The 22,510-nt window shown below is 43.7% G+C and carries 20 protein-coding genes and 1 tRNA gene; 14 read left to right on the forward strand and 7 right to left on the reverse strand.

Going from position 1 to position 22,510, the window contains the following annotated elements; all coding sequences use genetic code 11:
• Positions 1 to 83 precede the first annotated feature (83 nt).
• Positions 84 to 695 carry a PAS domain-containing protein gene (locus tag JU57_RS02925; protein WP_037956720.1) on the reverse strand — a complete coding sequence of 204 codons (612 nt, stop codon included), beginning with the start codon at positions 693 to 695 and terminating at the stop codon, positions 84 to 86.
• An 89-nt stretch (positions 696 to 784) separates the two neighbouring features.
• Here JU57_RS02925 and JU57_RS02930 point away from each other — a divergent pair, with 89 nt between their 5' ends.
• The 7 genes from JU57_RS02930 to JU57_RS02965 all read left to right on the forward strand — a co-directional run bounded on the left by JU57_RS02930 (position 785) and on the right by JU57_RS02965 (position 8,869).
• The gene (locus JU57_RS02930; RefSeq protein WP_037956723.1) at positions 785 to 1,636 is read left to right on the forward strand and encodes an NAD(P)-dependent oxidoreductase; all 852 of its coding nucleotides are present in this window, start codon (positions 785 to 787) and stop codon (positions 1,634 to 1,636) included.
• A gap of 249 nt (positions 1,637 to 1,885) precedes the next feature.
• A complete protein-coding gene (locus JU57_RS02935; protein ID WP_037956725.1) occupies positions 1,886 to 2,083 on the forward strand; it encodes a twin-arginine translocation signal domain-containing protein in 198 nt (65 codons plus the stop codon).
• Positions 2,084 to 2,105: 22 nt separating this feature from the next.
• Positions 2,106 to 4,967, forward strand: coding sequence for a formate dehydrogenase subunit alpha (locus JU57_RS02945; protein ID WP_294875528.1), 2,862 nt, complete (start codon positions 2,106 to 2,108; stop codon positions 4,965 to 4,967).
• A 10-nt stretch (positions 4,968 to 4,977) separates the two neighbouring features.
• Entirely contained in the window at positions 4,978 to 5,580 is a 603-nt protein-coding gene (fdh3B, locus tag JU57_RS02950) for a formate dehydrogenase FDH3 subunit beta (protein ID WP_037956910.1), read from the forward strand.
• A gap of 11 nt (positions 5,581 to 5,591) precedes the next feature.
• Positions 5,592 to 6,491, forward strand: a complete 900-nt coding sequence (locus JU57_RS02955) for a formate dehydrogenase subunit gamma (RefSeq protein WP_037956732.1) — start codon at positions 5,592 to 5,594, stop codon at positions 6,489 to 6,491.
• A 360-nt stretch (positions 6,492 to 6,851) separates the two neighbouring features.
• The gene (locus tag JU57_RS02960; protein WP_051906528.1) at positions 6,852 to 8,168 is read left to right on the forward strand and encodes a 2-isopropylmalate synthase; all 1,317 of its coding nucleotides are present in this window, start codon (positions 6,852 to 6,854) and stop codon (positions 8,166 to 8,168) included.
• A gap of 83 nt (positions 8,169 to 8,251) precedes the next feature.
• Entirely contained in the window at positions 8,252 to 8,869 is a 618-nt protein-coding gene (locus JU57_RS02965) for a LysE family translocator (protein ID WP_037956733.1), read from the forward strand.
• A 4-nt stretch (positions 8,870 to 8,873) separates the two neighbouring features.
• Here the strand turns inward: JU57_RS02965 and JU57_RS02970 are convergent, their stop codons facing one another.
• Positions 8,874 to 11,078 carry a PAS domain S-box protein gene (locus JU57_RS02970; RefSeq protein ID WP_051906530.1) on the reverse strand — a complete coding sequence of 735 codons (2,205 nt, stop codon included), beginning with the start codon at positions 11,076 to 11,078 and terminating at the stop codon, positions 8,874 to 8,876.
• A 119-nt stretch (positions 11,079 to 11,197) separates the two neighbouring features.
• Positions 11,198 to 12,805 carry a methyl-accepting chemotaxis protein gene (locus JU57_RS02975; protein WP_037956736.1) on the reverse strand — a complete coding sequence of 536 codons (1,608 nt, stop codon included), beginning with the start codon at positions 12,803 to 12,805 and terminating at the stop codon, positions 11,198 to 11,200.
• A 335-nt stretch (positions 12,806 to 13,140) separates the two neighbouring features.
• On the opposite strand from JU57_RS02975, the gene JU57_RS02980 reads away from it, so the two are divergent.
• Positions 13,141 to 13,383 carry a helix-turn-helix transcriptional regulator gene (locus JU57_RS02980; protein WP_051906532.1) on the forward strand — a complete coding sequence of 81 codons (243 nt, stop codon included), beginning with the start codon at positions 13,141 to 13,143 and terminating at the stop codon, positions 13,381 to 13,383.
• 26 nt (positions 13,384 to 13,409) lie between these two features.
• On the opposite strand, the gene JU57_RS02985 is transcribed toward JU57_RS02980, so the two are convergent.
• A complete protein-coding gene (locus tag JU57_RS02985; protein ID WP_037956740.1) occupies positions 13,410 to 14,120 on the reverse strand; it encodes a YebC/PmpR family DNA-binding transcriptional regulator in 711 nt (236 codons plus the stop codon).
• A gap of 122 nt (positions 14,121 to 14,242) precedes the next feature.
• Between JU57_RS02985 and JU57_RS02990 the strand changes: the two genes are divergently transcribed.
• The 5 genes from JU57_RS02990 to JU57_RS03010 all read left to right on the forward strand — a co-directional run bounded on the left by JU57_RS02990 (position 14,243) and on the right by JU57_RS03010 (position 19,310).
• Entirely contained in the window at positions 14,243 to 14,839 is a 597-nt protein-coding gene (locus tag JU57_RS02990; protein WP_037956743.1) for a lactate utilization protein, read from the forward strand.
• A gap of 181 nt (positions 14,840 to 15,020) precedes the next feature.
• Positions 15,021 to 15,962: a TAXI family TRAP transporter solute-binding subunit gene (locus JU57_RS02995; RefSeq protein WP_037956745.1), complete on the forward strand. Its 942-nt coding sequence runs from the start codon at positions 15,021 to 15,023 to the stop codon at positions 15,960 to 15,962.
• 34 nt (positions 15,963 to 15,996) lie between these two features.
• A complete protein-coding gene (locus JU57_RS03000) occupies positions 15,997 to 18,063 on the forward strand; it encodes a TRAP transporter permease (protein ID WP_037956748.1) in 2,067 nt (688 codons plus the stop codon).
• Complete coding sequence (locus JU57_RS03005) at positions 18,060 to 18,437, forward strand: DUF1850 domain-containing protein (RefSeq protein ID WP_037956750.1); 378 nt, start codon at positions 18,060 to 18,062, stop codon at positions 18,435 to 18,437. Before JU57_RS03000 ends, JU57_RS03005 begins: the two co-directional genes overlap by 4 nt.
• A gap of 39 nt (positions 18,438 to 18,476) precedes the next feature.
• Complete coding sequence (locus JU57_RS03010; RefSeq protein WP_037956753.1) at positions 18,477 to 19,310, forward strand: YitT family protein; 834 nt, start codon at positions 18,477 to 18,479, stop codon at positions 19,308 to 19,310.
• Here JU57_RS03010 and JU57_RS03015 read toward each other — a convergent pair.
• Genes JU57_RS03015 through groES form a run of 3 tightly spaced genes read right to left on the reverse strand, consistent with a single transcriptional unit; the run spans position 19,307 to position 22,081 of the window.
• Positions 19,307 to 20,089 carry a hypothetical protein gene (locus JU57_RS03015; protein WP_037956755.1) on the reverse strand — a complete coding sequence of 261 codons (783 nt, stop codon included), beginning with the start codon at positions 20,087 to 20,089 and terminating at the stop codon, positions 19,307 to 19,309. The genes JU57_RS03010 and JU57_RS03015 overlap by 4 nt on opposite strands.
• Positions 20,090 to 20,147: 58 nt before the next feature.
• Positions 20,148 to 21,788 (reverse strand): chaperonin GroEL, encoded by a 1,641-nt coding sequence (gene groL / locus JU57_RS03020; protein WP_037956758.1) that lies wholly within the window; start codon positions 21,786 to 21,788, stop codon positions 20,148 to 20,150.
• A 26-nt stretch (positions 21,789 to 21,814) separates the two neighbouring features.
• Entirely contained in the window at positions 21,815 to 22,081 is a 267-nt protein-coding gene (gene groES / locus JU57_RS03025; protein WP_037956760.1) for a co-chaperone GroES, read from the reverse strand.
• Positions 22,082 to 22,290: 209 nt separating this feature from the next.
• Between groES and JU57_RS03030 the strand changes: the two genes are divergently transcribed.
• Positions 22,291 to 22,367 (forward strand) — tRNA-Met (locus JU57_RS03030).
• The last annotated feature ends 143 nt before the right edge of the window (positions 22,368 to 22,510 follow it).

A 22,510-nucleotide genomic window follows, 5' to 3' on the forward strand; every position in this document is an offset into this window, starting at 1 on the left:
TTTAATGCCTAAAAAGGCTATATTTAGGCATTTTTACACTTTTTATCCTCAATAATTGCGGATATTTTTGCGCATCTTTTAGCTTAACCTCTCACCGCTTTCAACCAGTTATAAATCGTAGCCTTCGAGACATTTAAAACCGAGCAGATATACCCCACAACATTGCGAATGGCGAAGATGCCTTCACTCTCTAAAAAAACCACCAACTCTTTTTTGTCATCACTCGAAAGACCTGAGAGGGCGATGTTTTTAATACTCAAATATTTCTCTATCGTCTCATCGGTGTGTTCTCTCCAACTTTGGGAAAAAAGCACGGAGGGTTTGGGTGCGGAGTCGTTTACATGTAAAAAGCCTTTGAGCGACTCAAACAGCGATTCTATCGGTTCTGTGTTGTAGTTAATGCAGATCATCCCGATGGGTTTTTCCTCCGCGTCTCGCACGATGATGCTCACCGCTTTGAGGCGTTTGCCTTCACTGCTGGTTTTATCGTACGGGCCGACCCAATTTTCTTTGATGCTGTTTAGGTCTTTGAGCTCGCTTATCATCGCATCGCCGACGCGACGTTTGGAGAAGGCATTGACGATGTGGACGAGTTTTTTGGCTTCAAGATCGTGCATGACGACTTCGACATTGGGGTAAAACAGTTTTGCTATGGCATCGCACAAGGCGACATAAGGTTTGAGCTCTTTTTTCATTCGGAAATCATAACACAACTTTTGCAAAATTATCTTGATAAAGTGTCTAATTTAGACTATAATTCTAAAAATTATCCCAAGGAATGAACATGGCAATTGGTTTTATCGGACTAGGCAATTTAGGAACGGCTATTGCAAAACGGTTAGCAAGCATGGGCGAAGAGGTTTTGGTATGGAACCGAACAAAGGCGAAAGCGGAAGCCAAAGGGTTTGTGTGTGAAAGCTCACCCAAAGCGCTCTTGGAGAAATGCGACACAGTACTCATGTGTCTGTTTGACTCGGATGGCGTACGCAATGTCTTAACAATGGAGAACGGACTTTTAAGCGCCAATCTCAAAGACAAAACCATCATCGATCTTTCGACCAACCATTTCAATGACGTGGTTGAGTTTCACGCGATGGTTGAAAAGCAGGGTGGCAGTTACCTTGAGTCGCCTGTTTTAGGCAGTGTTGTCCCTGCAAGTAAAGGTGAGTTGACCGCTGTTTGCGCTGGGCGTGAGAGTGTTTTTCTTACGTGTAAACCTCTTTTAGAGAAATTTGCTTCGACGATTTTTCATCTCAAAGAGGCAGGATTTGCAGCGAAGATGAAGCTGATCAATAACCTCTGTTTGGGTTCATTTATGGCAACGATTGCCGAGTGTGCGGCACTGGGTGAAGCGTGTGGCATCGATAAAAAAGAGCTTTTAGAGATTTTGGGCGCAGGTGGGGGAAAGTCATTGGTGTTGGCGGCTAAAACGCAAAAGCTCATCGATGAAGATTTTAGTCCGCATTTTAGCACCGCTGCGATCACCAAAGATTTGCATTGTCTGCAAGACTTGGCGTATAGCCTGAACCGTCCGCTTTACACCGCAAGTGTCACCAAAGAGCTGTTTTCCAAAATGAAAATGAGCGGTTACGGTGACGAAGACTTCAGTTCTATTTACCGACTTTTTAAGGCGTGACAAAAAAAGGGCATTTTAATGGTAAAGTGCCCTTTACATTTTTCAAAAAACTCTCCCCCTTTTTTCCCTCTTTTTACTGGTACTATCTGCGCACGATTTAAATAATATAAAATTTATCTTACTTTAACTATTTAATTTGTAATCTTTCAGTTTTTTAAAATTATTGAAGAGATTATCCGAAAGAATGCCCTTTCTTTGGGGTGATCTCTTGAAAAATCAAAGAGATCAAAATGACTAAGGAGGTGCAATATGAACGAAAGTAGACGTGGCTTTGTCAAAAAAGCTGCACTTGTAAGTGCGGTCGCAACCGTAGGTGTTGTGGGTGTACACGCAAGTTCTGCGGGTTCAAAAAGTACAAGTGGCGTGGTAAAAGGAACGTCTCCAAAAAAAGAGATCACCTATACTAAAACTGGAGCATGGGAAGATTATTACAAATCTGCTATGTAAATAAACAAAAGGATAACGCGTTATGGAAAGCACAACAACGCGTGCTCTAACAACGACCGTAGGTCGAAGATCATTTTTGAAAATGGCAGCCTTGGGAAGCGTTTTTGGCGCAACATCAAGCTTTGCTAGTGAGAAAGTGACAAGAGCCGCAACAGAGGAAGAGATCAAAGATCCATTTCCTGGAAGTAAAAAAGTAAAAACCATCTGTACATCGTGTTCAGTTGGATGTGGTGTGATCGCAGAAGTTCACAACGGTGTTTGGGTTCGTCAAGAAGTTGCTCAAGACCACCCAATCAGCCTTGGCGGACACTGCTGTAAGGGTGCCGATATGATCGATATGGTCAGATCAGAAGTACGCCTTAAGTACCCCATGGAAAAAGTCAATGGTCAATGGAAACGCCTCTCTTGGGATGAAGCATTAACGAAGATTGCTACTAAATTAGCAGACCTTAAGAAAAAAGATGGTCCCGATGCGGTTCAATTCTTAGGCTCCGCCAAAATGAGCAATGAACAAGCATACTACTTTAGAAAGTTTGCCGCGTTTTTTGGAACCAACAATATAGATCATCAAGCAAGAATCTGACACAGCTCCTCAGTCGCCGGTGTGGCGAATACATTAGGATATGGGTCAATGACAAACTCGTTTGGAGACATCCAAAATGCAAAATCTATCTTTATTATCGGTTGTAATCCTGCCGTTAATCACCCTGTAGGTTTTGGTCATATATTAAAAGCAAAAGAGCGCAATAACGCGAAAATTATTGTTATCGATCCACGCTTTACGAAAAGTGCTGCAAAAGCAGACTACTTTGCACAAATTCGCCCTGGTACGGACATCCCGTTTGTCTATGGTATGCTGCATATCATCTTCAAAAACGGTTGGGAAGATAAAAAATACATCGAAGATCGCGTGTATGGTATGGATGAAATCCGTGCGGAAGCTGCCAAATGGACACCACAAGTTGTTGCGGATGTTACAGGCGTTAGTGCAGAGACACTCATTGAAATTACAACTATTTATGCTAAAAACTCTCCCGGTACGCTCCTTTGGGCGATGGGTCTAACTCAACATACCGTTGGTACAGGCAATACGCGTATTGCTCCCATTCTTCAAATGGCGTTAGGTTATATGGGAAAAGCGGGTGGCGGTACTAACATTCTAAGAGGGCATGACAACGTTCAAGGTGCTACGGATATGGGATGTTTATCGGACACGCTTCCTGGTTATTATGGCTTGGTGGAAGGCTCGTGGAAATATTACGCACGCATGTGGGGCGTAGAGTACGACTACATCAAATCACACTTTAAAGACGCTTCATGGATGGGCAAACCAGGCTTTACCTTAGCTCGTTGGTGGGCAGGCGTTCTCGCTGGTAAACCAGGTGAAGATGCCATTGAAAATGCAGGCACAAACCTCAAAGCGCTTGTCGTTATGGGTTGTGGTATTACATCAACATCGCAAAACCTCAAAATCCAACAAGGTCTTGATAACTTAGAGCTTTTGGTGATCGCTGATCCATTTGTCAATGAAGCGGCTATTTTAACCAATCGAAAAGACAATCTCTTTATCTTGCCAAGTGCAACACAGTTTGAGAGCAGCGGAACCGTTTCTGCGACCAACCGAAGTGCGCAGTGGCGTTATAAAGTCGTTGAGCCTCTTTATGAGAGTAAAGCCGATCAAGACATTATGTTTGAACTTGCGAAGCGTTTAGGCTTCTACGAAGAGTATACCCGTTCCATGATGATGCACCTTAAAAGTGATGGCTATCTTGAAATGACACCGGGTAAAAAAACCTTCCAATGGCCTGAAGATGCGACTATTGAGATTTCTCGCACCCTTAGAACCATCGGTATGATGGGCTGGACACCAGAGCGTATCAAAAAACATACCGACAATTGGCATATGTTTGATGAAATCACTGGAGCGGGCAAAGGTGAGATGAAAGGCGAATACTACGGACTTCCTTGGCCATGTTGGAGCGTCAAACACGGCGGTACACCAAACCTTTACAATGTGGATGTTCCTATCTCTGAGGGCGGTATGGGCTTTAGAAATAACTTTGGTTTGGAAAAAGATGGCGTTAGCTTGCTTGCAGGTCAAGGTTCGGCTCCCGTAAACTCAAAAGTCGATGGTGGATACCCTGAGATCACCAAAGAAAATATCGAAAAACTTATCGGAAGAACGCTGAGTGCCTCTGAAAAAGATCTTTGTGGTGCGAACTGGAAAACATGTACGAGTGGTAAATTGGTTGACTTGGCGCTGGAAGCAGGTTTGACACCGTATGGTAACGCGAAAGCGCGCGCCGTTGTGTGGACATTCCCTGATCGTATTCCATTGCACAGAGAACCTCTTTATTCTTCACGTCCTGATTTGGTTGAAAAATACCCAACGTATGCGGATAAAGCAAACCATTTCCGTGTGACAACCAAGTATGCGTCAATTCAAAAAGAGAAAGACTACACCAAAGAGTTCCCTATTATCATGACGACAGGTCGTTTGGTAACGATGATGGGTGCAGGTTTGGAAAACAGAGCCTCTAAATATATTTGTGCGCTCACTCCTGAGATGTTCTGCGATATTCACCCTGATTTAGCCAGTCAACATGGCATTAAAAACGGTCAGATGATGTGGGTACACTCTCCTGCAGGCACGAAAATCAAAGTGAAAGCGAAGTACTCGCATACGGTTTTACCGCATATGGTCTTTTTACCGTTCCACTTTGGCGGATATATGCAAGGTGTGGATATGACGGGTAATTTCCCAGCAGGCACGAAGCCTTATGCGAGTGGTGAATGTGCCAATACGGTTGTCAGTTACGGTTATGACATCATGACGCAGATTCCTGCATCTAAAGCGGGTTTATGCCGCGTAGAGAAAGCGTAGGGGGTGGATGATGGAAAACGCTAGAATGAAATTTTACTGCGATGAGAGCCGATGTATCGAGTGTGACGGTTGTACGATCGCATGTGCGGAAGCGCATGAACTTCCTGTAGGCATTGCACGACGAAAAGTTATTACCATCCATGAAGGCATTCCAGGTAAAGAGGTTTCGACTTCGGTTGCGTGTATGCACTGTACGGACGCTCCGTGTGAGCAGGTTTGCCCCGTAGATTGTTTCTACATCCGCGAAGACGGTGTGGTGCTTCACGATAAAAACAAATGTATCGGTTGTGGATACTGCTTATACGCGTGTCCGTTTGGTGCGCCACAGTTCCCAAGAGAGGGCATTTTTGGCTCTAAAGGTGCAATGGATAAATGTACCATGTGTGCAGGAGGTCCGCTTACGACCAATTCACATCATGAATTTGAACTCTATGGTCAAAACCGTATCGCCGAGGGTAAAGTGCCTGTGTGTGCAGCGATGTGTTCAACCAAAGCATTGCTTGTAGGAGACGCAGAATCTGTGTCCAATGTCATTAGAGCACGTGTCACCGCTCGTGGCGGAAAAGGCGTGAACTCATCGTACGGATGGGACAAAGCCTATAAAAACCAATGAAAGGAATAGCAATGAGAAAGTATATTTACGCACTCATTGCGCTCCTAAGTTTGGCTACGGTGGCATTGGCTACCGATAGTCAAATCTGGGGTGAAATGCGTATACAAAATATCTTAGGATACGGACAAGAAGAGAGTTTAAAACTAGGCGTTTGGTTTACCTTTTTGCAGAGTAAATACTTTGCATGGGTATTTTTAGGTGTTTTAATAGGCGTTCCAACGGTCTTTTTCTTACACTATAAAATTGTAGGACAAAAAGTATTTCCACACAGCCATAAGAAACATTATGCTTTTAACCTGTTCCATAGAACCATTCACCAAGTAGCAGCGGTAAGCTTTATGGTGATTATTCCTACAGGATTTATCATCGTATTTGGTGACTTTTTTGGAGGCGGTACGTTGGTGAGAGCGGCGAAAAACCTTCATGGTATTTTTACCATTCCTTTTGCCATTGTCATTATTCCTATGGCGCTGATGTGGATTAAAGAGGCGATTTTTAATCTGGAAGATATTAAATGGTTTATGATTTTAGGCGGTTATCTCTCCAAAGAGAAGCAGATCATTAATGCAACCCAATTTAACGCAGGTCAAAAAATGTGGTATTGGGTCTGTGTTCTTGGTGGTTTAGTGATGATCCTCAGTGGCGCCATGATGTTCTTCATGGATTTTAAAATTGAGATGTTGCATAATCTCACAGGCTTAAGCCACATTGATATGTTAAGGGCTTCTGCGATTATTCATAACGTGATGGGCTTTATCTTGGTTGCTGTTTTCTTTACCCATATTTATATGGCAGCAGTGGCGATTAAAGGGGCAATTCATAGCATTATTACAGGCTACGTGGAAGAAGAGGAAGTCAAATTCCTTCACAACGCGTGGTATAAAAAACTCAAAGAAAAAGGCAAGTTTTAGTCTTTACATGTAAGGAGAAATCTCTCCTTACATGACCTCAAACGTTTTACATGTAAAACCTCTTTTGCGATTTTCAAACTTCTGTGCTATACTTTTGTCAAATTTTCTTAAAGGAGACCCGATGGCAACTTTTATATCCCATCAAACCATACACCAACCTCAGAGCATTGCGCAATTTTCTAACGCATCACTCGTCGTCGTCCTCCTCCTGAAGCTCCGTTAACACTTCACACTCACCCCTTTTATTTTTCATTGTTCATTGTTTAAATTGGCTTTTTAGCCCTGAGGATACTTCTCTCTAAATTGCACAATTTTTTATTAATTTTTTACATCTATCATGATGTCCATAAGGATATTTCTATGCAAAGTACACAAACATTTAAAAAATACAAACCGTACCCGTTGGTACCTTTAGCACACCGTGAGTGGGCAAGTAACATTATAACCAAGGCGCCCATTTGGGTTAGTACCGATCTTCGAGATGGCAACCAAGCCCTTGTAGAGCCGATGAATGCGACTAAAAAATTGGCGTATTTTCAAAAATTGGTGGAGATGGGATTTAAAGAGATCGAGATCGCATACCCGAGCGCTTCGCAAACGGACTTTGACTTTTGTCGTATGTTGATCGAGCAAGATTTAATCCCTGAAGATGTTAGGGTTGCAGTTTTGATGCCTTCCATTGATAAACACATCAAAAGAACCTTTCAAGCGTTAAAAGGGGCTAAAAAAGTCACGATGCACCTTTACAACCCAACGGCAGACAATCAGCGCAAAATTGTGTTTGACAAAAGCAAAGCGGAGATTATCGCTTTAGCGGTTGAGGGCACGCGCATCATTAAAGAAGAGGCGGCAAAATTCAAAGGCGATGTGATGTTTCAGTACTCGCCTGAGAGCTTTTCGCAAACCGAGTTGGAGTTTGCACGCGATGTGGTGAATGCGGTTATCAGCGAATGGATGCCAAGTAAAAATGCACCGATGGTGATTAATTTGCCCAACACCTTAGAAGCCTGTACACCCAACATCTATGCCGATAGAATCGAGTGGATGAGCAAACAGATGTTGGAGAGAGACGCGGTAATATTGAGCGTTCATCCACACAATGACAGAGGCACAGCGGTTGCGAGTGCGGAGATGGCGATCTTGGCAGGGGCGCAAAGGGTTGAAGGAACGCTTTTGGGCAATGGCGAGCGAGCGGGCAATGTTGACTTGGTTACGATGGCGTTTAACCTTTACTCTCAAGGGATTGACCCGATGTTGGACATTTATAACATCGATACGATTTTGCAGGAGATCATCACGTTAACGCACAGCACGATTCCTCCCCGTCACCCCTATGTGGGCTCTATGATCTACACGGCTTTTTCTGGGACGCATCAAGACGCTATAAAGAAGGGTATGGAGTTTCAAAAGGTGAGCTTAGATGGCTATTGGCACGTGCCGTACCTTGTGATCGACCCAAAGGACATTAAGAGAGATTATAAAGATGTGGTGCGCATCAATTCGCAGTCGGGCAAAAGCGGCGTGGCGTATGTTCTCAAAGAGTTTTATGGCATTGAGACGACCAAAGCGATGCAAACTGAAATTGCTTTGGAAGTACAAAAGTTATGTGATGAGAAAGGAATCGAGGTGAATGCGGAGGAGATTTTCAAAGTCTTTCGCCAAATGTGCAAGCTTTAGTGCTTTACATGTAAAGATTTTGAGGTAAAGAAAATAGGTCTTGTGGTACACTAAATCAATCATTTTAAGCAGGAGTTACCGTTATGATAAGCATTGAATTTCTGATCACCTCTTTGATTGTGGTGCTGATTCCTGGTACGAGTGTGCTGTTTACCATCTCGACAGGATTGGCACAAGGTCGAAAAGCCAGTGTGTATGCCGCGCTTGGGTGTACCTCAGGGATTGTGCCACATCTTTTAGCGACGATTTTTGGGCTTGCTGCCATTATGCACACGAGTGCGCTGGCGTTTGAAGTCTTAAAAATTGCAGGGGTTGTGTATCTGTTTTATCTGGCACTCATGACATGGAGAGACAAAAGTGGGTTTGAAACTCAAGCAATCTCTTCGCGATCAACGGCGCTCTCTTTGGCGACCAAAGCGTTTTTGCTCAACATCCTCAACCCCAAATTGACCATCTTCTTTTTGGCGTTTTTACCGCAATTTGTCTTGCCTGAAACGACGTCGCCGCTGGGCGATATGGTAGTTTTAAGTGCGGTATTTATGTTGATGACGTTTGTGGTGTTTGTCTTGTATGGTCTTTTGGCACATGGTTTTCGCCATCGTGTTATGGACTCACAGCGTGTTCAAACATGGCTGAAACGTGGTTTTGCGCTAAGCTTTGCAGGACTTGGAATAGAGTTGGCTTCTTCAACGCAGAAGTAACCCCTTAGATCGCGTAGTTGATGGAGTCTTTTAGGCTATCGCGAATGGCTAAAAAGTCCTCTTTCGCGCTGAGGAAAAGATCGACGATTTGCGGGTCAAAGTGTTTCCCACGCTCGTGTTCAAAAAATTCAAAAACAGCTGCATCTTCCCAAGCTTTTTTGTAACAACGATCATGACTCAGCGCATCAAAAACATCGGCGACGGCGACGATGCGCGCGTAGAGATGAATGTCTCTTCCTTTAAGATTGAGCGGATAGCCCGTTCCATCGTACTTTTCATGATGCTCTTTGGCGATGATGGCTGCGGCTTGAAGCAGTGGGCGTGTTGAGTTTTGCAAAATCGTGTAGCCCAGCATCGCGTGGGTGCGCATGATCTCCCACTCTTCATCGCTCAAAGGTCCTGGCTTTTGCAAAATCGAATCAGGAATGCCCACTTTGCCGATGTCGTGCATTGGAGAAGCAGAGCCTATGAGGTCGGACTCTTTTTTATCCAGTCCGTATTTTAAAGCTAAAAGGCGCGAGTAGGCGGCGACGCGTCTGACGTGATTGCCGGTCTCTTTGCTACGACTCTCCGCAATCTCGCCCATGCGGTAAATAACCTCTTGTTGGGTTGCTTCAAGCTCTTCATGCAGGTTGATAATTTCCGTGATGTCGCGACGAATTGCCATGTATTCAAGGGGAATATTGTGCTTATTGCAAATGGGCAAAATCGTGGAGTAAACCCATGAAGCATTGCCATCTTTGCGTTGGTTTTTAAAGACGCCTCTCCAAACATTTCCCTCTTTGAGCGTTCGCCACAAATCGGCAAAAACTTCGTTGGGCGTGTCTTTATGGCGAATAATGTTGTGATTTTTACCGATGACTTCGTCTTCGCTAAAGCCGGTTGTTTTATAAAAATTTTCATTGGCAAAGGTGATGTTACCCTCTAAATCGGTACGGGTTAGGATGGTGCTTTCATTGATGGCGTGTTCGTATTGTTTAAACATGTGGTACGCATCTTCAAAGTTTTTCTCAGAAATTTTGAGTTGATTTTGCAGCGAATCATGAATCTCATGCACACTGCTAATGTCGGTTCGGATGCTGATAAATTCGATAATAGTGCCATCATTATCAATGATGGGATTGATCACGGCATTGACCCAATAAGCTGAGCCATCTTTGCGTCTGTTTTTAACGACACCTTCCCATCTTTCACCCTTTAAGATCGTTTCCCACATCTGTTTGAAAATCTCTTTTGGCATACTGGGATGGCGGACAATGCTATGCGGTCGCCCAATGAGCTCTTCATAACGATACCCTGAGATGTGGCAAAATTTGTCATTGGCATAGGTGATGATGCCTTCTTTGTTGGTTTTTGAGACAATCGTACTGCGATCGATTGCATTTTTATACTCGTGCAACACGGTTCTTTGATAGCTGTTTTCTTTGGTTTTACGCCCAAAATCGATCCAAAAATTGACTTTTAAGAGCAGCTCTTCTTCAATAAACGGCTTATGGAAAAACTCATTTGCCCCTTGTTGGATGTGCTTTCTAATCGTGTGGGCATCGTAATGCTCGGTGAGCATAAAAATAGGGATGTGCATGCTCTGTTTCATGTTTCGAAACTGCACCAACAATGACGCTCCTAGGCTATTTAAAGCAGACGCATCTACGATAATAAGATCAAATGCGGTGATGCAGAGGAGTTTTTGAGCAGTCGCCTGATCGTAAGCAATCTCAACATCGTAATGATGTGGACGCAAAATGGTCTGAAGGTACTGCGCACTGATGGGCGAATCATCCACCACTAAAATAGAATAAAGGGTGTTGTACAACAGTGTTTTCATCGTTTTATGAATCTCTTTCATCACAACAGGCAACGCAGAAGTTTTACACAAAGAGCCCAAAACGCCATACTCTGACCACGTCTCATGCAGGGTTGCTGTGGCATCGGAAGTGTAAATAAAAATTTTAGGATTTCCAAAAATATGCAGATTTTGCAGAATCATCTCCCCTTCACCATCCGGAAGGCTCAGATCTACAATGATAAGGTCAAACGAAAAAAATGTGAGCAGTTCGATGGCAGCATGCAGTGTGCTTACATGCCGCACAGGATACCCTAGCGCTTTGAGCTCTCTTTGAAGCATTTTTGAAAACATTTGAGAGCAATCGATAAGAAGAATTGAGCCGATCCTTGGCTCTCCCAAAGTAGTATTTAGGGCGACAGTCATGCACATTCCTCATAAAGCGTTAAATAAAGGGTTAATTATACAGAATTGAAAATTTATTCGGCTGATATTTTACATGTAAAGAGAGATTTTCCTCCTTTACATGTAAAGATTTTATCTTTTTACTGAAATTGCCCTAACTTCACATTGAGATTTTCCGCTAGCTTCGAGAGATGATCCGCCGCAGAGGCGATCTCTTCCACACTTCTAGCATTCTCAGAGGTAATGGAGTTGATATTGGTCACAAGATCGACGATCTTATCGGTATCTTTTGCGATCTTATTGGAGTTATTCGCACTAATGGTGACCGATTTTACACTTTCATCCATCACCGATGTGGTACTGATGATGGTCTCTTCGACTGTCGTTGAAACTCCTGCTAAACGTCTAATGTTTTGAGCATTTTTGGTCATCTTATCGGAAGAGTTCACAATGGATTGAACAATGATATTAATCGTTGCATTAATCTCGGTTAAAGAAGTTTGGGTACGTTCTGCTAACTTTCGTACTTCATCCGCAACCACCGCAAAGCCACGTCCATGATCTCCTGCTCTGGCTGCTTCAATCGCAGCATTTAATGCTAGTAAATTGGTTTGATCGGCAATATCAGAGATCACAGTCAAGATTTGTTTAACTTGTTCGGCATCTCTACTCATCTGTTCTAATTGCTGTGCTAGTGCGGTTTCAGCTTCACTTGCCAGTTCGACTTCATCTTTAAGCATGATGACCTCTTTCTTAGCCGATTCTAGTTTATCACCTGCTAGGGCAATGCTCTTTTTCATCTCTTCGGAGAGAATAGCGGTCTCTTGCACAAACTTCTTAATCGTCACGATCTCTTCAATCGTGTTGTTCACGATGACCGTACTGTTTTCAGCATTACGTCCAATTTGCATACTCGTGGTAGAGAGTTCATGCGAAACCGAAGCATTTTCACTGGAAGAGCGCTTCACATCATCAATGATGACCTCTAAGGTATCCACCAAGCTATTAAAGCTATTGACGATCTCTTGAATCTCATTGTTTTTACCGTATTTGATTCTAAATTTGAGCTCTTTGTTTTGCACGAAACCACTGATGCCATCACGGATCAGTGAGACACCTTGCATGATGTTATTGCGGATCATGATGCCTATGATGATCATCACAAGGGCAATGAGCAAGGAGAGTCCTATCATCATGGTGCTGGCATTACTTTTTTCTACTCCAGCTTCTTGTGCACCTTTAAAAGCTCTCTCTTTCTTCACATCTATATACTCGTAAAGTGTTTTGGTTGCAGCTGTAACCGTAGCACGGTTTTCATAAATCAGTGCTATCGCCTCTTCTTGTTTTCCCTCATACGAAAATTTAAATACTTTTTCCGATAACGCCGTGTACGAAGCAAAAAGATCTTGAATCTTTTTAAAGTACTCTTTTCCCACTTGTGTGAGAAGATAAGGCTCGTATTTTTTAGAGCTCTCTTCAAAGAGACGTTTATTGTCATAAAATTGTTTTTCGATGGCTTTCATCTTCTCTTTATCGGAATTGGCAACGTGCTCCCATACACGAACCCTCATAGAATAAAAATTTTCTTGCATATCATTCAAAATCAAAATACTCGGTAGTGAATCGATATTACATCGATTGGTCTCTTCGTACACATTATCCATTTTACTTAGCCCGATTGTAAAAACGGCAATAATTCCTAAAATGGCAATGGAAAGCATTGTCATCAACTGTTTGGATAGACTCATATGAACTCCTTTTAAATTTTTAACTAAAATTAATGTGTGGGAGTGACGTTAAAATTACAATTTTGCCCCCATTGTATTTAACCTGAAGATATTTTCAATGCACTAAAATAATAAACCTAATAATTTGATAGAATACGAGAGTTAGACGGCTTTTCCTTCCGTAACTTGGCTATTCGTTTATGCACAACTAATAATAAAAAATTAATATTTTGAGCATTGTAAGCCAATACAAAAAATACTGCAAAGTCCTATAGGACATTGAAGCAAACGCGTTATCAAAGTAAACTCACCCAAAAATCACCTATGCAGGTGTTGTTTTGAAAGAGCAGAGGATTATGTGTCAATATGATGTTGAAGAAATACATGCTCAAATACGCCATAATGTAAAGCTATTGAGGGAAAAGAGAGGAAAGAGTCAGCTTGAAATGGCGCTTGCTATCGGACACTCATCGGCAGCATTTTACGCCAAAGCAGAACTCGGAATTCAGCGCAAAAAATTCAATGTTGAACATTTGTGTAAAATTGCAAATGTTTTAGAAGTGGATATTCGGGATTTTTTCGATCATTTAAAGGAGTAGGGCTTTACATGTAAAGCCCAAAAGTGTTAACCAATATTCGTGTAAACTGCCTGTACGTCGTCATCGTCTTCGATTTTTTCGATGATCTTTTCAACATCCACCATCTGCTCTTCGCTAAAGCTGACCGGCGTGTTAGCGATGCGCTCCAAGTTGGCTTTGGTAAGGCTAATGCCAAGGCGATCAAACGCGGCGTTGAGTGTTCCAAAGTTGGTGTAGTCAGCATACACCAAGACCACGCCATCTTCTTCCTCAATCTCTTCAAGTCCAGCGTCGATCAGCTCAAGCTCTAGCTCTTCGATGTCCATCTCAGAAGTCTTCGCGAACTCAAAAACCGCTTTGCGTGAGAACATAAATTCGAGTGAGCCATTATTGACCATCTCTCCGCCTGCTTTTTTAAACGCGCTTTTGATGTTCGCAACCGTTCGTGTGTTATTGTCCGTTGCGCATTCCACAAAAAAAAGTGAACCGTGCGGTCCTTTGCCTTCAAAGGTGACTTCGCTAAGGGTTTGTGCATCTTTGCCAAGGGCTCGTTTAATCGCCGCATCGATGTTGTCTTTGGGCATATTTTCCGCTTTAGCGTTGAGGATCGCTGTTCTGAGTTTTGCATTGCTCTCAGGGTCTCCGCCGCCTTCTTTGGCCGCCATCATAATGGTTCGGCCCAGTCTTGGAAATACGCGTGACATATTTCCCCATCGTTTCATTTTTGATGCTTTTCGGTATTCAAACGCTCTTCCCATAGGGGTCAATTCCTTGTTATGATGTTCTTAATAGTGCATTATTATAGCTTGTTTAACCCTTGTTTAAAATAAGAGTTTCTTCTATAATAGTTCAACAGTTCACACATTCAAAGGATGATACGATGGAAAATTTAAAAAAAATCTATAAAAAACATGGCTTCGAGCTCATTTGTGTTCCCACGCAAGAAGAAGCGCTGAGTGTCGCGATGAGTTTTATTAAGCCGCACATGAGCATAGGATTTGGCGGATCGACGACGGTTAAAGAAATTGGGCTGTATGACTATGTTACTTCTCGTAAAGACATCACACTTTTTAATCAATATGAAGTGGGCATCAGCATGGAAGAAAACAGTGAGCGAAGGCACAAAGGCATTCTCGCAGATCTTTACATCACGAGTACCAATGCGCTGACGAAAAATGGAGAACTGATCAATGCCGATGGTAGTGGAAATCGGGTCGCTGCACAGATCTTTGGACCTAAAAAGGTGCTGATTATTGCAGGCATCAATAAGTTGGTTGCAAACGTGGAAGAGGGCTTTGCGCGCATTCGCGATGTGGCAAGTCCCAAGAACATTGAGCGTATGAATAACCTTGCCATCAGTATGGGAAAAGAGCCACGCCATAACATGGGTAACATCGGTCGAAAATTTGCCTACATCAACGGCGATGACGAAGGGCGCACGACGATTATTTTGGTTGATGCGGTGCTTGGCTATTAAAATGCTTCGCAGGGAAACACTTTACATGTAAATTTGTTATGGTGTGACTTATTTAGATTTTCCAAGGAAATTTGCATTAAAGTAAAATTATAAGAAGTTTATGGAGCCTTGGTCGTTAGAATAAGACTAACGGGGCTTCATAAGCCTTTGGTGTAATATCAAATTTCATAAGGAGCAATGGATGAAAAAATCACTTTTAGTAGGTGCATTAGCCGTATGTTTGAGTGTTTCCGTGTATGCGGCAGAGTTTATCAACGTTTTGACGGGTGGAACGAGTGGGATTTATTATCCTCTAGGTGTCGCACTTTCGCAGATGTATGCCAAAGCACTTCCTGATTCTAAAACAGCGGTTCAAGCAACTAAGGCAAGTGTCGAAAACCTCAATCTTCTCCAAGCAGGAAGAGGCGAGGCAGGTATCTCTTTGGGTGATTCGTTTTCTGATGCGTACAAAGGCGATGCCGATGCTGGCTTTAAAGCGCCACTCGATAAGCTTCGTACCATTTCAGCCCTTTATCCCAACTACATTCACTTTGTCGCTGCTGCGGATTCTGGCATCAAATCTTTTGCTGACATCAAGGGCAAACGCATCTCTGTGGGTGCTCCAAAATCAGGTACGGCTTTGAACTCTAAAAAGATTTTAGAAGCGGCTGGCATTAGCTACAAAGACTTCTCCAAGGTTGAATACCTCTCGTATGCTGAGTCTGTGGAGCTGATGAAAAACAGACAACTCGATGTGACACTGCTTTCATCTGGTGCTGGTGTAGCTGCCCTTCGCGATCTTGCGACCTCTCAAAAAGTGGTTTTCTTGACCATTCCTGAAGAGATTGTCAAAAAAATCGATGATCCAGCGTATCAAGTAGGCATCATTCCTGCCAACACCTATGAAGGTCAAACAGCAGATGTTAAAACCGTTTCTGTTCAAAACTTCCTTGTCACACACTCTGGCGTTTCGGAGCAAACCGTGTACACGATGACCAAAACCATGTTTGAAAACTTAGACCAAATGGTCGCAGCGCACGCCGCAGCCAAAGGCATTAGTTTAGCCAATGCCGCAAAAAATCCTCCTGCACCCTTGCATCCAGGAGCAGAGCGTTACTACAAAGAAGTGGGTGTTTTAAAATAAACGTGAAGTTTTATCAAACATGTAAGGAATAAGTATGTCTGCCTTAGTAAACGAGGAAGTCCACGAAGAGACTTCCGATTTTGAAGAACACGGTCACCAACGTTCGCTTATAGGTTGGGCGTCGCGTTTGGTGATGGCTGGAGCGCTCGCTTTTTCGGCCTACCAGATCTCTGTTGCGGCGTTTCACCCGTTTTCTAGTTTGATTATTAGAGCTTTACATGTAAGCTTTTTGGTCTTCTTGATTTTTATGCTTTACCCTGCAACCAAACGTGGTCGAACACAGCAAAGCATCCCTTGGTATGATCTTTTGCTCTCCTTTTTTGGTTTTGCCCTTGGCTTTTACCATCTCGTTTTTGAAGCAGATCTCATTGAGCGCTCAGGCGATCCGACAACGATGGATCTTTTCGTGGCAACGGCGGCAAGTCTCTTGGTCTTTGAAGCAGCACGTCGTGTTGTGGGTTGGGCGCTGACGTTTGTGTGTGGGCTTTTCTTAGCGTATGGTTTCTTTGGGCAGTATTTGCCACTTTCCATCGCGCATCGTGGGTTTGGGTTTGACCAGATCGTAGGGCAACTCTACCTTGGAAGCGATGGTATTTTAGGTACACCAACCCTTGTGTCTGCGACGTACATCTTTTTGTTTATTCTCTTTGGAACGTTTCTGGAAAATGCGGGCATGATTCGCCTCTTCAATGCCCTTGCACTTGGTCTGGTTGGACGCGCACAAGGCGGACCTGCTAAGGTTGCGGTCATCTCTTCAGGACTCATGGGAACCATCTCAGGCTCAGGCGTCGCCAATGTCTTAACCGTTGGGCAGTTTACGATTCCGTTGATGAAACGTTTTGGATATACCTCTGTTTTTGCGGGTGCTGTTGAAGCTACTGCTTCGATGGGTGGGCAGATTATGCCTCCTGTTATGGGTGCGGTAGCGTTTATTATGGCGGAGACGCTGAATGTGGCATACTCAGACATTGTGAAAGCGGCGATTATTCCTGCGATGCTGTATTATTTCACCGCTTTTTGGATGGTGCATCTCGAAGCAGGGCGGCTCAAACTTTTAGGCATTCCCGCCGATCAATGCCCCAATCCATGGACAGAGCTTAAAGCCAGTTGGTATTTAGCGCTTCCATTAGCAGCACTCGTGTACATGCTTTTTCATGGCTTTACCCCAATGTTTGCAGGCATGATGGGCTTAACACTGACGTCCGTGCTTATTTTGGGTGCCGCGATTGCAGTGCGCATTTCTCAAACAGCACTGCGGTATGTCTTTTGGTTTGCGCTTGGGCTTAGTGCCGCTTCATTTATCGAGTGGGGCATTGTGCCTGTGTTGGGCGTCATTGTCGTTCTTGTGCTTCTTAACTTTGTGGTGCAAGGTGGACGTGATACGCTTAGAACGATGAAAACCGCCCTCATTGATGGGGCGAAACAAGCCCTTGGCGTGGGAATTGCGTGTGCGATCGTGGGTGTCATCATCGGTGTGCTAACGCTGACAGGTGCGGCATCGAATTTTGCAGGGTTTATTTTGGAAGTGGGCGAGAAGAGTCTCTTTCTTTCGTTGCTTTTGACGATGGTGGCGTGTATCATCTTGGGTATGGGCATTCCGACCATTCCGAATTACATCATCACCAGTTCCATCGCAGCACCGGCACTTTTAAAACTGGGTGTTCCTCTCATCGTAAGTCACATGTTTGTTTTTTACTTTGGCATTATGGCAGACCTCACACCTCCTGTCGCTCTTGCGGCTTTTGCGGCGGCTTCCATCGCCAAAGCTTCCGCGATGAAGATCGGCTTTAAAGCAACGCAAATTGCCATTGCAGGGTTTGTTGTGCCGTTTATGGCGGTGTACGATCCTGCCTTAATGATGCAAGGCGATCCAACATGGATCGCGGTGGTTTACATCGTGCTTAAAGCGCTTCTTGCGATCTTCTTGTGGGGTTGTGCGGCAATTGGGTATCTGTGGTCACCGCTTCACATGTTTGAGCGTGTGTTTGCTGCAGCCTCAGCGGCACTTTTGGTCGCGGCGATTCCTGTGACCGATCAGATTGGATTTGTATTGGGCTTTATGTTTATCGCGTGGAATGGGTGGAAAAACCGTAAGCGATGATCGCTTTATGTATGAGTTCAGGAGCCGTGAGCGTTACACTGTTCCTAAACTCCTTTACCCTCGCTTGGATGCACTCCGTTGAGAAAATTCGCTGGGAAGAGCAGTGGCAAATCGAGGGAAACTCTTTACATGTAATTCATGCCAGTGTGCGTGGAAGCGGTGCAGGGATGGAACCGCCACCTGATGCTCTGTTTAGGGAAGGTGCTTGGCACTACACACCGCATATGCTACCACAGCAAGAGCTTCGTTTGGCGCATTCACCGTTTACCAAAGAGTACGAGCTCTGTTTTGATGGCAGGTGCACGCCTCTGAGTGACTTCTTCTTAACGCTTCCTTCCATCGACACTATTGTTCTTGAAGCCTGCGAACGCTAAAATAGCGCCATTATTTTCTTACATGTAAGGTTTTTCCTCTTGAAATCAGAACTCAAAAATTACAGTTATATTTTCTTAGGTTCGCTCTTTTTGAGCTTTGGTGTCGTGGCTCTGTTTATTCCCAATGCGTTGGTAACGGGCGGAACATCGGGTATGGCGCTTTTAGGGCATTACCTTTTTAAACTGCCCGTGGGCGTGCTTATGATCGGGATTAATGTCCCACTGCTTTTCTTGGGCACCAAATACTTTGGCAAGCATTTTACCCTTCGCAGTATCATCGCGATTGGATTTACCTCGGTGTGTATCGACTTCATGGTTGAATTTTTACATGTAAACGCACTCAGCCACGATGTGATTTTAGCCTCTATCTTTGGTGGCATTGCGGTTGGCATCGGTTTAGGGTTTATCTTAAGCGGTCATGCTTCGGCTGGAGGTTCGACCATCATCGCCAAAATCGTCGCATCAAAGACAAGCATCAAAGCCTCTTCGGTGATGCTTTTTATCGATATGCTCGTGATCCTTGCGATTGCGTTTATCTCTCAAAACATCGATTTAGCGCTTTGGAGTATGGTGAGCATTTACATCAGCGCGAAGAGCATCGATATGTTTTTAACCCGAGGTCCTTCTAAAAAAGTGGTGCACATCGTCTCCACCAAAATCGAAGAACTCTGCGCTCAAATCGTGCCGTTGCTTGGTAAAAATGGAACGATTGTTGAGGGGGATGGTATTTTTGAGCATGAAAACAAACGTATGATCTTTTTAGTCGTCGAAAATCGCAAAATCCCGATGCTCAAAGAGCTGATCCAAGCCGTGGATAAAGAGGCGTTTATGGTGGTGATGGAAGCTTCCGAACTCTTGGGACGAGGGCATTAAAAATTGCTTTTGAAGTTGATGCTAAACTGATCGTTTTGTTTATCCATGCCAGTTTTATCGTACGAAACGCCTAGATTGAGCCCTTTGGAAATTTCATTGAGTTGAAAGTTACTGTAAACACCCGTGTAGGAGAGATTGGTTTGCATTTCTGTGGCAACAACATAGCGAGAGCCTAGCGTAATGTCTTTGCGAGGCGAGTAGTTCAGATCAACGGCGTATGCCTCTGTATTGGGCGTGTAGTTGTTGGAGCTGAGCACAGAAGAGGTGGGAAGAAGGTGATCTTTGCCATCCAAGTCGCCACTCGCACTGTGAGTGCCTTCAAGTACCTTTGAATAAGCAACATAACTTCCAAAATTTTCATAATTTATTTGCGCTTTAACCCCAAACGCATTGGTCGTTGCAATCCCACTTTGCTCCATACTTTGACGATACGTATCGGCATAATAGTTGGCTCTTAGCTTATACCCAATCTCTTCCGCCCTGCCATCATAAATCGCTTCCGTGTAATAAATGGTATTATCAGTGCTGCTTTGACGGGTTTCGGTGGCAAACGATTGGGTGGCAACTTCTAGTCGTATGCCTTCCACGGGAGCTGTTTTGTAGTGAAAAAGAATTTTTTGCGTTTTGGTGCTCGAAAAGGGGCTTTCGTCGTCGCTTGCTTCGTTGTAATTGGCATTGACTTTGTGCGTTAGATTGCCATCAAGGAGTGCATCCATAAGCGAATCGGCTGCAAAGAGTGTTTGGGTTACAAAGATGAGAAGAAGGGTCAGTTTTTTCATGATGTGTGAAAGCGTAAAGCCACCGAAATGGCTTTACATGTAAAGCAGGAGGGAATGATTACATCATTCCGCCCATGCCTCCCATTCCGCCCATGCCACTCATATCGGGCATTGAAGGAGCTTTATCTTCTTTTGCATTGGTGATAGTAGCTTCTGTTGTCAAAAGTAGACTTGCGACAGAAACGGCGTTTTGAAGTGCGATGCGAGACACTTTAACCGGATCAACGATGCCCGCTTCAAACATATCAACATACTCACCCGTTGCAGCGTTAAAGCCATAGTTTGGTTTGTTGCTAACAAGAACATTGTTCGCCACAACACCTGCATCAAAACCCGCATTTTCAGCGATTTGTTTAAGAGGTGCTTTAAGGGCACGTGTAACGATCTCAGCACCAATCGCTTCATCGCCAGTAAGGTTTAGTTTGATTTTTGCGTTTGCAAGCAAGAATGCAGAACCACCACCCACAACAATACCTTCTTCAACCGCTGCTTTGGTTGCTGAAAGTGCATCATCCACACGGTCTTTTTTCTCTTTCATCTCAGTTTCTGTTGAAGCGCCCACTTTAATGACCGCAACACCACCGCTGAGTTTGGCTAAACGCTCTTGAAGTTTTTCTCTATCGTAGTCACTGCTTGTTTCTGCGATTTGCGCTTTGATTTGACCAACACGAGCGTCAATGCGCGCTTTATCACCATTGCCATTGACGATGGTTGTGTTGTCTTTATCGATCACGATGCGTGCTGCTTGACCAAGGTCTGCCAAGGTAGCCGCTTCAAGTGTGCGTCCTAGCTCTTCACTGATCACTTCACCACCACTGATGATCGCGATGTCTTCAAGCATTGCTTTTCTTCTATCGCCAAAACCGGGTGCTTTAACCGCAGCGATGTTAAGAACACCTCTGAGTTTGTTCACAACGAGCGTTGCCAATGCTTCACCGTCGATGTCTTCAGCGATGATAAGCAAAGGTTTACCTGTTTTTTGAACTTGCTCAAGGACAGGAAGAAGATCTTTAAGGTTAGAAACTTTTTTGTCATACAATAAAACATAAGGATGCTCTAAAATCGTCTGCATTTTCTCAGGATTGGTCACAAAGTAAGGAGAGAGGTAACCGCGATCAAACTGCATACCTTCAACAACGTCAAGTTCGTCTTGGATGCCTTTTGCTTCTTCAACGGTAATAACGCCATCTTTGCCCACTTTTTCCATCGCTTCAGCGATCAATTCACCGATAACCGTGTCAGAGTTGGCAGAAATCGTTGCAACTTGTGCGATCTCTTTTTTATCTTTAACCGCTTTTGCCATCGTTTTAAGCTCAGCGATAATCGCTTCAGCCGCTTTGTCCATACCACGTTTCACTTCAATAGGATTGGCTCCTGCGGTGATGTTTCTAAGACCTTCTTTAAAAATTGCGTGGGCCAAAACCGTTGCCGTCGTTGTGCCATCGCCTGCTTGATCCGCTGTTTTTGAAGCCACTTCTTTAACGAGTTGAGCACCCATGTTTTCGATGGTATCTTTAAGTTCGATCTCTTTTGCCACAGAAACACCGTCTTTGGTGATGCTTGGAGCGCCAAAACTTTTTTGGATCAAAACATTGCGACCGCGTGGTCCCATGGTAACTTTTACAGCGTCATTGAGTTTTTTAACACCTTCGTAGAGTGCATTGCGAGCATTGTCTGAAAATTGAATCTCTTTTGCCATGGTTATTTCCTTTTTTTATTGATTGATTATAAAACGCCAAGAATGTCGTCGATAGTCATCACCACGTAGGTTTTGCCATCAAGCGTAAGCTCTGTGCCTGCATATTTTGCAAAGACAACCTTGTCACCAACATTTACAAGTCCTTTTTCTTCAACTTTAGGACTGACTGCTCTAACAATACCGCTAAGAGGTTTTTCTTTGGCATTGTCAGGAATGATAATACCTGTTGCTGTTGTTGTAGCTTCTTCAACTCTTTCAAGAAGTACACGTTTTCCAAGTGGTTTGAAAGTCATTTGTATGTCCTTTTGACTAAAATTTAGCACTCGTTTGTTTCGAGTGACAAAATTTTACACAAATACGCCTCAAAAGTCAAGAAAAAAGCGGTAAAAGTTTAGTCTTATATACTCAATGTTTTCAGCTTTTTTTCATGTTTTACGAAAGATACTATAATTAACCAAAGTATAAGTTTTATGACTATATAATGCCAACCTCTTTTAACCATGTCAAGGTAGCTCAGCTGGTTAGAGCGCTGGTCTCATAAGCCGGAGGTCGAGGGTTCGAGTCCCTCTCTTGACACCACTCCTAAAACTTCGAAAAACCCCTTAAAATAGGGCTTTTTTAGTATTTCATTCAACATCACCAATAGCGGTTTCTTTTGCACTATACTGTCATAATGACAAGTTTTTGACAAGATTTAGGCACAAAGTTAGACACATTGTGCC

Origin of the sequence: Sulfurospirillum sp. SCADC, assembly GCF_000743525.1 — a bacterium.
GTDB lineage: Bacteria > Campylobacterota > Campylobacteria > Campylobacterales > Sulfurospirillaceae > Sulfurospirillum.